This window comes from Vibrio genomosp. F10 str. ZF-129 (assembly GCF_000287055.2).
Lineage (GTDB): Bacteria > Pseudomonadota > Gammaproteobacteria > Enterobacterales > Vibrionaceae > Vibrio.
Genome location: NZ_AJYQ02000064.1, coordinates 96,518 through 105,730 on the forward strand (window position 1 = coordinate 96,518; position 9,213 = coordinate 105,730).

The following is a 9,213-nucleotide window of genomic DNA, read 5'->3' on the forward strand; positions in this document are numbered from 1 at the left end:
CTGTCTATCTCTAGCTTACTAGCTCTAAAATAAAGTACTGATAGGTAAAATCTTTTGCGGCACATCGTTCGTAAATCGAAATCTCTTTCTTAATGTCCAATAACGCCTGGGATGCCGGCATAACAGCTTGTAATTCGTGAACTCTGTCTTTCAACGGTAGCCAGTAGTTCTGCCAGGCATCGACACCTAATGAAAAGTGCTCGACCACGTGGTAGCCATGCTTTTTGAACAAGGCTAGCCGTTTAGGGATCGACTGGATATCGGGATAGTCTGCCAGCCAAAACTGTGTAGCCTCTTCGTCGGGAGAGTCAGTGAGCCAAACCACATCACTCACCATCAAGACGCCATTGTCTTTTAACAGAGGCTTCCATTGTTTTAGTGCGTTCTCCATTCCCATAACGTACACACAGCCTTCCGCCCAAATGGCATCAAAAGACTTTGCCTGAAATGGCAATTCCGTCATGGATGCATAAACAGGAGAAATGCGCTCGTGTAACTGTGCGTTTTGGATTTTTTTATCGAGCTGTTCGATGGCAACAGGCTCATTATCCACGGCTGTAATGTGTGCGTTACTGTTGTCAGCTAGCAGTAATGTTGAGGTGCCAGTGCCACAACCAATGTCTAAAATATCGGTCATGGTCTGAGGCGACATTAATGAAATCGCTTTTAAAGAGTCCTTATTACTCCCTGGCCCCCACCTTTCTAATGTTGCAAAGATCTTCATAAAGTCTTTCATGTAACTATCGTGTTCGTTCATATCTTTTGATAACCACTTTAATCTGAGCGCTTCTTTTTCACTGTAACCCTGAGTACTTAACCAGTTTAAGTAAGCGCTAGGCGCACTTTGACTCAGAGAATGGTGTAACTCTCTTTGTGAACGTTCTCCAAGTAATGCCAGTAGCAACTCACGAGCGTGAATTTTTTTATCAATCTCATGGTTGAGTTGTGTTAGCCGATTTTCCAATAAGCTTCTACTTAACTTCGCGTCCAAGCATTGTTCGCACTCTTTCAATGAGAGACCTGCGCTTTGAAGTTGTTGTATCAACATCAGTCGCTGCAAATCGTTTTCGCTGTAATAGCGATATCCATTGTCAAGGCGCTGTCCTTTAATCAACCCTAACTTCTCGTAATAGAGTAGGGTGGTGCGAGAGAGACTTGCCTTCGCCGCCAACTCCGAAATCAAATACATGTTAGATTCGACCTAAGTGTTCTTAGTATCTGGATAGTATGAACTATAGAGTGATAGACAGGTCAAGTGAGCTTGTTCAAATCTTTCATCCATAATGGCAGAAATGAGGTGAGTTCTGAGTTATTAGTCGGTAGTTGGTAGTTGGTAGCCAGTTTTCAATACCAGAGCTTATTTATGAATAGCTAAATTAGCAAATTGTCCAAATTCCTGTTGGCAGATGCAATACGAATATATACCCAACTAACAAAGAATTCGTTATTGCCCAGCAGTCGGTAGAGCTTCTGTAATAGATAATTAAATCAAACCGTTAAAAGCGTGCTTTGTGCTCGCGTTTTTGGTTCTTTATGTTGGACTGTTTCGGTGCCATTTCTCGTTAAAGGATTTCATCGTTATCCCAATCCCAGCCAATGTTGGCAATATCACGGGATACTTTGTGTAAATACCAGCCGATCAAAGCGACAATAGAAAGGATTAAAACTATAAAGGTTAAAGCATATCCTACCCTTAGAGTTTGTATGAGACGTAACGACTAGGCTTACCATGGCAATTGAGTGCCATCGTAGACAAAAAATGAACCTGAATGCTTAAGTTTTAAATTGTCGATAACATTAAGCATGCCTGTAACACTCTCTTTTACTGTTACCTTGCCTTCCTTTCCGCCCATATCGGTTTGTACCCAACCAGGATGAATTGCCATAGTCTTCACGCCCTCATCGGACAGTTCACAGGCCAGAGATTTAATTATTTGGTTGAGAGCGGCTTTTGATGCGCGATAACTGTATCGACCACCAGAGCGGTTGTCATCGATGCTAGCGAGTATCGAGGTCATCCCGATGATGGTTCTATCTTCGCCAGCAAGAATATTATTAAGTAAAGCTTGCGTGATTAACATGGGCGCAATGGTGTTGACCTTTAATACATTTATCCACTCTTTTTGCCCCATGTTGCCTAGGCTTTCACATTCATCTCCGCTCACTCCTGCGTTATGAATAAGTACATCAATGGCGGTATCTGCAAATTTTTCTGTCAAAGCGAGAATATGGGATTCATTACTCACGTCCAACGTATGAATACCAATCGTTGGATAAGTTTGTGCCAAAAGAGACAACGCCTGAGCGGTGTTAATGTCACGACAGCATGCAATCACACGCCATCCACGCAGAGCGTATTGTTTAACCAGTTCGAGTCCTAAGCCTCGATTGGCGCCAGTGATAAAAACCGTTTTCATTGTGAGGTTCCTAAGTTGATTCTAAGTAAGAATGAGTTGGCCAATGCAGTGCACTGACCAACTTGTAACCATTGTCGTGATGCTTACTTTACAAGTACGTTTGCTTGTTCCCACTGACTTTCTGCACGTTTATCTAGGTGTCCACTGATTCGAGTAAGAATGAGCGCAACGAGCACGATCACTGCACCAATCCAAGGCGTATGCATTAAGCCCATTTCTGACACAATCATACCGCCGCCCCAAGAACCAAGGGCAATGCCCACGTTAAACGCCGCAATATTCAAACCAGAGGCGACATCGACCGCATCGGGGGTGAATTTTTCAGCCAGTTTGACCACATACACTTGCAGGCCAGGAACATTACCGAATGCAAAGGCGCCCCAAACTAAAATGGTTGCTACCGCGGCGATAGGGTTAACGGCAGTAAAGTTAAATATCACTAGGACAGTAGCGAGCCCTGAAAAAATAATCGTTAGCGCTTTAATTGGCCCCATCTTATCGGCCATTTTGCCGCCCCAAATATTACCAATCGCCACGGATACACCGTAGACCAACATGATTAGGCTGATTGCATTGGCGCTGAACCCTGTTTCCTGTTGCAAGATTGGCGCAAGGAAAGTGAAAGCGGTAAATGTGCCGCCGTAACCCAGTGCCGTGATCGCATACACCAGTAGTAGCCTTGGTTGAGTGAGCACTTTTAGCTGCGATGACAGTTTCGCTGCGGCTGGCTGTTTTAGGTTGCTTGGTACTAAGAAAGTACTGCCAATCAACGCAATCAGTCCTAATATCGCAACAATCAGAAAAGTCGATTGCCAACCAAAGGTTTGACCGATGTAAGTACCGAGCGGCACACCTGTTACTAATGCCACGGTCAATCCGGTGAACATAATCGCAATCGCGCTGGCGGCTTTTTCTTTGGGTACAAGTCCTGTGGCAATAGTAGAGCCAATAGAGAAAAACACACCATGGGCTAAACCAGTTAAAATGCGAGCAACGACAAGGGTGTTGTAACCAGGTGCTTGCCATGCCAATAAATTACCTGCCACAAACAGTGACATAACAGTAATGAGTACGTGCTTACGGTTCCACTTTCCCGTTAGCGCAGTTAAAACAGGTGCGCCAATGGCAACACCTAATGCATAAAGGCTCACAAGTAGCCCTGCGGATGGCAGTGAGACATTTAAGTCAGAAGCCATAGTCGGGAGTAGCCCCACGATCACAAACTCCGTTGTTCCGATAGCAAAGGCGCTGAGCGTCAATGCGAGAAGTGCTAATGGCATATCGTTTACTCTCTTATATTAGGTTTTAGTACACTGCAGCGAATGTGCTTATCCACGTGTCGCTGTCTCGTGATTTGATGAGAGGATTGTGTACGAAGATGATATTGTAAAAAACAGCTTGTTTAACAAATTATATTTGTTATAAATGCAATAATGCACATTGACCGTTGGAAACAGGAAAGAAAGCATGCGCACAAAATCGGACGATTTAGAAATTCTACTTACTGTCGTTGATACTGGCGGGTTTACGGCGGCAGCAGATAATCTAGATATACAGGTGGCACGAGTATCACGAGCGGTGAGTAAGGTTGAAGGCCAACTTGGTGTAACGATATTAAACCGAACCACAAGACGGATCGAGTTAACCGATGAAGGGCGGCAATTTGTTGAGTCGGTGCGAATAGGCCTGATGCAATTACAACAAGCGGAAGAAGATATTATTTCCCGTGGGGAATTGCCCAAAGGCCGTTTACGTGTCGACGCGGCTAGTCCGTTTGTGTTTCATCAACTAGTGCCATTGGTGCAATCATTTAATCAAGCCTATCCCGATATTGAGTTGGAGCTGACCTCTAATGAAGGTTTTGTAGATTTACTAGAAAAGAAAACCGATATTGCTATTCGTATCGGTGCATTAAATGATTCAACCTTACACGCTAGATCTCTTGGCCGAAGTTTACTTCACATTGTTGCTTCACCTGATTATTTATCAAAGCGCGGCTTTCCAAGTAAGAGTAGTGATTTGGAACATCACGATACCATTGGCTTTTCAGCACCAAAAACACTCAATGAATGGCCTTTGAAAGGATTTTCAGGGCTTACTCCAACGCTGATCTCAAGTAACGGTGAAACAGTGAGACAGCTCGCGTTGATGGGAAATGGAATCGCCTGTCTATCGGGCTTTATGGTGAAAAAAGACATTGCGGAAGGAAGATTAATTGTGTTGTTAGAAGGTGAAAAAATCGGCAACTCAGGCAGAGAGCAAATCAATGCGGTTTACTACAAGTCTTCTTCTGTTGCCAAGCGGATTTCTGCTTTTATCGATTTTATTCAGCCGAAACTGGATCTGTAAATCGTGTACAGCGAGGTAACTTTGTACCCCGCTTAGGATATTTCTTCTGACATCTTGGACAAAACAGTTACCTATAAAAGCCGATGAGACATCGACATCCAAAAAGATCATTGCTTGAGCATGCTTAGACTATTGCATTTATAACAAATATAATTTGTCTTTGTTGCTATAAATGCTTGGTGATTTATTTGCTAGTATGCCCCTATCAAATGAAGAGGGCTCAATTATGTCACTATCACTGTTTCAACCATTCACACTGGGTGGTCTCACACTCAAAAACCGCATTGTCATGCCACCGATGACACGCTCCAGAGCAAGTCAACCTGGGGATGTTGCTAATGAAATGATGGCGACCTATTACGCTCAGAGAGCCAGTGCAGGTTTAATTGTCTCCGAAGGCACACAAATTTCACCAAATGCAAAAGGCTATGCGTGGACGCCAGGTATTTATACACCTGAGCAGATTGCAGGCTGGCGTAAAGTAACTCAAGCAGTGCATGCAGAAAATGGCGCAATTTTCGCTCAGCTCTGGCATGTGGGCAGAGTCACTCACACAGATAACATCGGTGGTGAGCAACCGATTTCTTCATCAGCGTTAAAAGCAGAAAACGTAAAAGTATTCGTTGATAATGGCAGTGATGAACCAGGTTTTGTTGATGTCGTGCAGCCTAGAGCAATGACAAAAGCAGATATTCAACAAGTCATCGCAGATTATCGTCAAGCGGCATTGAATGCGATTGAAGCAGGTTTTGATGGCATTGAACTGCATGCGGCGAATGGTTATTTGATCAACCAATTCATTGACTCCGAAGCTAACAACCGCAGTGATGAATACGGCGGTAGCCTGGAAAATCGTCTTCGTTTTCTTGATGAAGTCGTTGCAGCAATGGTGGACGCAATTGGCGATAACCGCGTTGGTGTGCGCTTGGCACCTTTAACAACCTTAAATGGTACTGTTGATGCTAACCCTATCGAGACTTATACCGCTGCTGCTGCGTTACTCAATAAACATCATATCGTGTACCTACATATTGCTGAAGTCGATTGGGATGACGCCCCTGATACGCCAGTCTCTTTCAAACGTGCCTTACGTGAAGCTTATCAAGGTACTTTGATTTACGCAGGTCGTTATAATGCGGAAAAAGCAAAGCAAGCTATTGATGACGGACTGGCAGACATGATCGGCTTTGGTCGGCCTTTTGTGGCGAATCCCGATCTGCCTGAACGACTCCTTCACGGCTACCCGTTCGCAGAGCACGATCCAAACACCTTGTTTGGTGGCGGCGAAAAAGGGCTGATTGATTATCCAACGTATAAAGCTTAAGGGGGAAGTATGTTTAAGGTATTTAAAGGTCATGAACTTGAGACTAGAAACCGTATCGCTATGGCGCCGATGACTCGCTCGCGCACGTCTCAACCAGGTGATGTGCCAAACGAGATGATGGCAACCTACTACCGTCAGCGTGCCAGCTCTGGTTTGATTGTCACAGAAGGCGCTCCTGTCTCAGCGGTAGGTCGGGGCTACTCTATGACGCCAGGTATTTACACAGAAGAACACATTGAAGGCTGGAAGAAAGTGACTCAGGCTGTTCATGAGGAAGGGGGGAAGATATTTATCCAACTTTGGCATGTGGGGCGACGCAGTCATTCCGATATTTCAGGTTCACAACCCCTAGCACCATCAGCGATAAAAATTCCAGATCAGGTCTTCGGCCCATTACCTGAAGGCGGGTTTGGCATGGTGGAAACCCAGCAGCCAAAAGCAATGAGTGCAGATGAAATCCAAGCAACCATTGCCGACTTTGCTCAAGCTGCAAGAAATGCTGTTGAAGCAGGGTTTGATGGTGTTGAAGTTCATGCTGCGCATGGTTACTTGTTTGATACCTTTTTACGTTTAGAAAGCAACCAAAGAAGTGATCAATATGGTGGCAGCCAAGAGAATCGCATGCGCTTTTTGGTTGATACGTTGCAAGCACTTACCGACGAAATTGGTGGGGAAAGAGTTGCGGTTCGTCTGTCTCCTCATATCGGAGAGGGTTTTGCTGGGGATGATGTTGAAATTGTTCCGCTAACGTTAGCATTGCTGGAAAAACTACAACTGATGAACCTTGCGTATGTGCATTTTTCAGAAAACATATCACGCTATGTAGAGGTGCCTGAAGAGTTTCGCCAGCAAGTACGCCGAATATACTCTAATCCAATCATGGTTGCAGGAAAGTTGACCAAGCAATCTGCCCAACAGTTGCTAGATAAGCAGTATGCTGATTTCGTTGCCTTTGGTACTCCTTTTGTAACGAACCCTGATTTAGTCGCCCGATTTGCTCATGATTTACCATTGGCCGAGTTTGATGCCGATGCTAGGTTGACCTTGTATGGGGGCGGAGCCGAAGGCTACGTCGATTATCCAACTTATCAAGCCTAATACACCAGGTACCAAGGACGATAACTCTTTGGTGCCTGACCTTTTCATTAAGCGAGTGGAAGTGATATGGAACCCTATCGAATTTGGCAATATCAAACTGAGAAACACAGTCTTGTTTTAGGTAAGGCTGAAAGAGCAGCTTTAGATGACAGCGAAATCTTAGTACAAAACAAAGCGATTGGTATTAACCCTGTGGATTGGAAATTTATTAAAGCCAATCCTTTAAATTGGCCGAATGGCCATGTTCCATGGTGTTGATGGTGCAGGCGTCGTCGTACAAGTAGGTTCTAAAGTTGATCCCAGTCTAATTGGCCGTCGAGTGGCATATCATGGTTCACTAAATCGCCATGGTAGCTTCGCTGAATATACTGTTTTGAACGTTGAGCGAGTGATGACACTACCTGAGAGCCTATCTTTTGAACTTGCCGCGGCACTGCCTTGTCCGATGCTAACTGCGTGGCAAGCATTTGAAAAAATTCCATTAACCCGACAAAGAGAAGTGCTTGTCGTTGGTTTTGGCGCGGTGAATAATTTGTTATCCCAGATCCTTGTCAGAGCGGGTTATATCGTTGATGTTGTCTCCGCGAGTCTGAGCGAAGAGCGAGCCAAAAGCTTAGGTATTCGCCAAGTTTATCGGGAGCAATCTCAAATCGACATGAAATACTTCGCCATTTTTGATGCGGTGAGTGGGGAAAATGCCGCCCATTTAGTGCCGCTGTTAAGAGCGAATGGACATATTGTCTGCATTCAAGATCGTATTGCTAAACCCATTGACCCTCCATTTACGCGCACTATTTCTTACCACGAAATAGCCCTTGGAGCGTTACATAATTTTGGTGATAAAGATGATTGGCATACATTAATGCAAAATGGTGAAGCGCTGCTTGAGCGTATTGAAAATGGGAGTGTTGAAGTTAGTATTCCTGTCACTTTTAAATTCGAGCAGATGCTTGATGCGTTGAAACACAGTGAAACCACAAAACGAAAAACCGTGATTACATTGAGTTAGACTGCGCAATTTATCCTTTTGCTGGGAGTCACATAGCGCTTACTTCCTACACTTTGCTTGGATAGTTGTTCTAATTGCTGATATTGAGTAAGACTCATCTTTGCAACGTCGTTTAAAATTGTGGTCTAAATAATTTTGACCACACTCTTACTAGCAGATGCGATACTAATAGCAATCCAACCAACGAAGAATTCGTGATTGCTCAACAGTCGGTAGAACTACTGTAATTTACTTTAAAAACAGATGGTTAAAAGCGAGCTTAGTGCTCGCTTTTTTTGTGCTCATATGTTGGATAGACCATCGCTAAGTGGCCTTATAGCGAGATAGTCAAAACTCATTCTATTGACTTCGGCAAATCATTTTGTAGCTTCAAACTAGTGATGTTAGGGCTGGCTTGTGATGCCCCAAAAACGCCTAGAATTGAACTTGCAAGGTTTCAGATACAAAAAGTAATAGATGCGACGATCTAGCCCCATCGCCCTCAATGAAATTAAGACTATTGCTTGAATGTAGTGCGCCACTGAATCGGCGATACATGAAAAGCCGATTTAAAGTGCTTTCTGAATACACTGTCAGAGCCAAAACCCGCTTGCTCTGCAACTTGAGGAACAGATAACTTAGTGGTTTCTAGTAGGCGTTGGCTGAGCACCAAGCGTTTATTTTGCAACCATTCACCAAATGTACAGCCATAGGTAGCTTTAAACTGGCGTGTGAAGGTTCTTTTGCTCATCGCACAGCGCTCAGCGACTGCATCTAGTGAGTGAGGCAGATGGACGTTTTGTTCGACATGCTCAATCACAAGGCTAATACTTGTCTCTGTAAGAGGTTTTATGTTGACTGGTGCTGGTATGTATTGCTGCTGTCCACCAGTACGAGATGGCGCAGTCACCATCTTACGTGCGAGATCATTCGCAAGCTCACTACCACACAAACGGCGCACTATATGTAGACAACAATCGAGTGAAGCAGCTACTCCAGCAGAGGTAATGATAGTCTCATGTTCAACAAATAGAGGG

General features: G+C 44.3%; 9 protein-coding genes. 5 read left to right on the forward strand and 4 right to left on the reverse strand.

Features of this window, described 5'->3' with window-relative positions; translation table 11 throughout:
- Positions 1-10: 10 nt before the first annotated feature.
- From A1QO_RS06895 to A1QO_RS06905, 3 genes are all read right to left on the reverse strand, one after another.
- Positions 11-1,189 (reverse strand): MerR family transcriptional regulator, encoded by a 1,179-nt coding sequence (locus tag A1QO_RS06895; RefSeq protein ID WP_017041849.1) that lies wholly within the window; start codon positions 1,187-1,189, stop codon positions 11-13.
- Positions 1,190-1,724: 535 nt separating this feature from the next.
- Complete coding sequence (locus A1QO_RS06900; protein WP_017041850.1) at positions 1,725-2,417, reverse strand: SDR family oxidoreductase; 693 nt, start codon at positions 2,415-2,417, stop codon at positions 1,725-1,727.
- Positions 2,418-2,500: 83 nt separating this feature from the next.
- Positions 2,501-3,697 (reverse strand): MFS transporter, encoded by a 1,197-nt coding sequence (locus A1QO_RS06905; RefSeq protein WP_017037459.1) that lies wholly within the window; start codon positions 3,695-3,697, stop codon positions 2,501-2,503.
- A gap of 187 nt (positions 3,698-3,884) precedes the next feature.
- On the opposite strand from A1QO_RS06905, the gene A1QO_RS06910 reads away from it, so the two are divergent.
- The 5 genes from A1QO_RS06910 (at position 3,885) to A1QO_RS06925 (ending at position 8,197) form a co-directional block, all read left to right on the forward strand.
- Positions 3,885-4,766, forward strand: coding sequence for a LysR family transcriptional regulator (locus A1QO_RS06910; protein WP_017033942.1), 882 nt, complete (start codon positions 3,885-3,887; stop codon positions 4,764-4,766).
- 226 nt (positions 4,767-4,992) lie between these two features.
- Complete coding sequence (locus tag A1QO_RS06915) at positions 4,993-6,090, forward strand: alkene reductase (protein ID WP_026027100.1); 1,098 nt, start codon at positions 4,993-4,995, stop codon at positions 6,088-6,090.
- A 9-nt stretch (positions 6,091-6,099) separates the two neighbouring features.
- On the forward strand, positions 6,100-7,188 hold the full coding sequence (locus A1QO_RS06920; protein WP_017040168.1) for an alkene reductase: 1,089 nt from the start codon (positions 6,100-6,102) through the stop codon (positions 7,186-7,188).
- A gap of 66 nt (positions 7,189-7,254) precedes the next feature.
- Positions 7,255-7,446, forward strand: coding sequence for a hypothetical protein (locus A1QO_RS20590; protein WP_241790419.1), 192 nt, complete (start codon positions 7,255-7,257; stop codon positions 7,444-7,446).
- The gene (locus A1QO_RS06925) at positions 7,430-8,197 is read left to right on the forward strand and encodes a zinc-binding dehydrogenase (RefSeq protein ID WP_241790420.1); all 768 of its coding nucleotides are present in this window, start codon (positions 7,430-7,432) and stop codon (positions 8,195-8,197) included. The genes A1QO_RS20590 and A1QO_RS06925 overlap by 17 nt, the downstream gene beginning before the upstream one ends.
- Before the next feature lie 496 nt (positions 8,198-8,693).
- Here the strand turns inward: A1QO_RS06925 and A1QO_RS06930 are convergent.
- Positions 8,694-9,213 (reverse strand): GlxA family transcriptional regulator (locus tag A1QO_RS06930; protein WP_017041852.1); only part of this gene is annotated, 520 nt, incomplete at its 5' end.

Coding starts and splice junctions, on each gene's coding strand:
- A1QO_RS06905 (WP_017037459.1), bottom strand. CDS start 3,697: ATGCCATTAGCACTTCTCGCATTGACGCTCAGCGCCTTTGCTATCGGA.
- A1QO_RS06910 (WP_017033942.1), top strand. CDS start 3,885: ATGCGCACAAAATCGGACGATTTAGAAATTCTACTTACTGTCGTTGAT.
- A1QO_RS06900 (WP_017041850.1), bottom strand. CDS start 2,417: ATGAAAACGGTTTTTATCACTGGCGCCAATCGAGGCTTAGGACTCGAA.
- A1QO_RS06895 (WP_017041849.1), bottom strand. CDS start 1,189: ATGTATTTGATTTCGGAGTTGGCGGCGAAGGCAAGTCTCTCTCGCACC.
- A1QO_RS06925 (WP_241790420.1), top strand. CDS start 7,430: ATGTTCCATGGTGTTGATGGTGCAGGCGTCGTCGTACAAGTAGGTTCT.
- A1QO_RS06915 (WP_026027100.1), top strand. CDS start 4,993: ATGTCACTATCACTGTTTCAACCATTCACACTGGGTGGTCTCACACTC.
- A1QO_RS06920 (WP_017040168.1), top strand. CDS start 6,100: ATGTTTAAGGTATTTAAAGGTCATGAACTTGAGACTAGAAACCGTATC.
- A1QO_RS20590 (WP_241790419.1), top strand. CDS start 7,255: ATGGAACCCTATCGAATTTGGCAATATCAAACTGAGAAACACAGTCTT.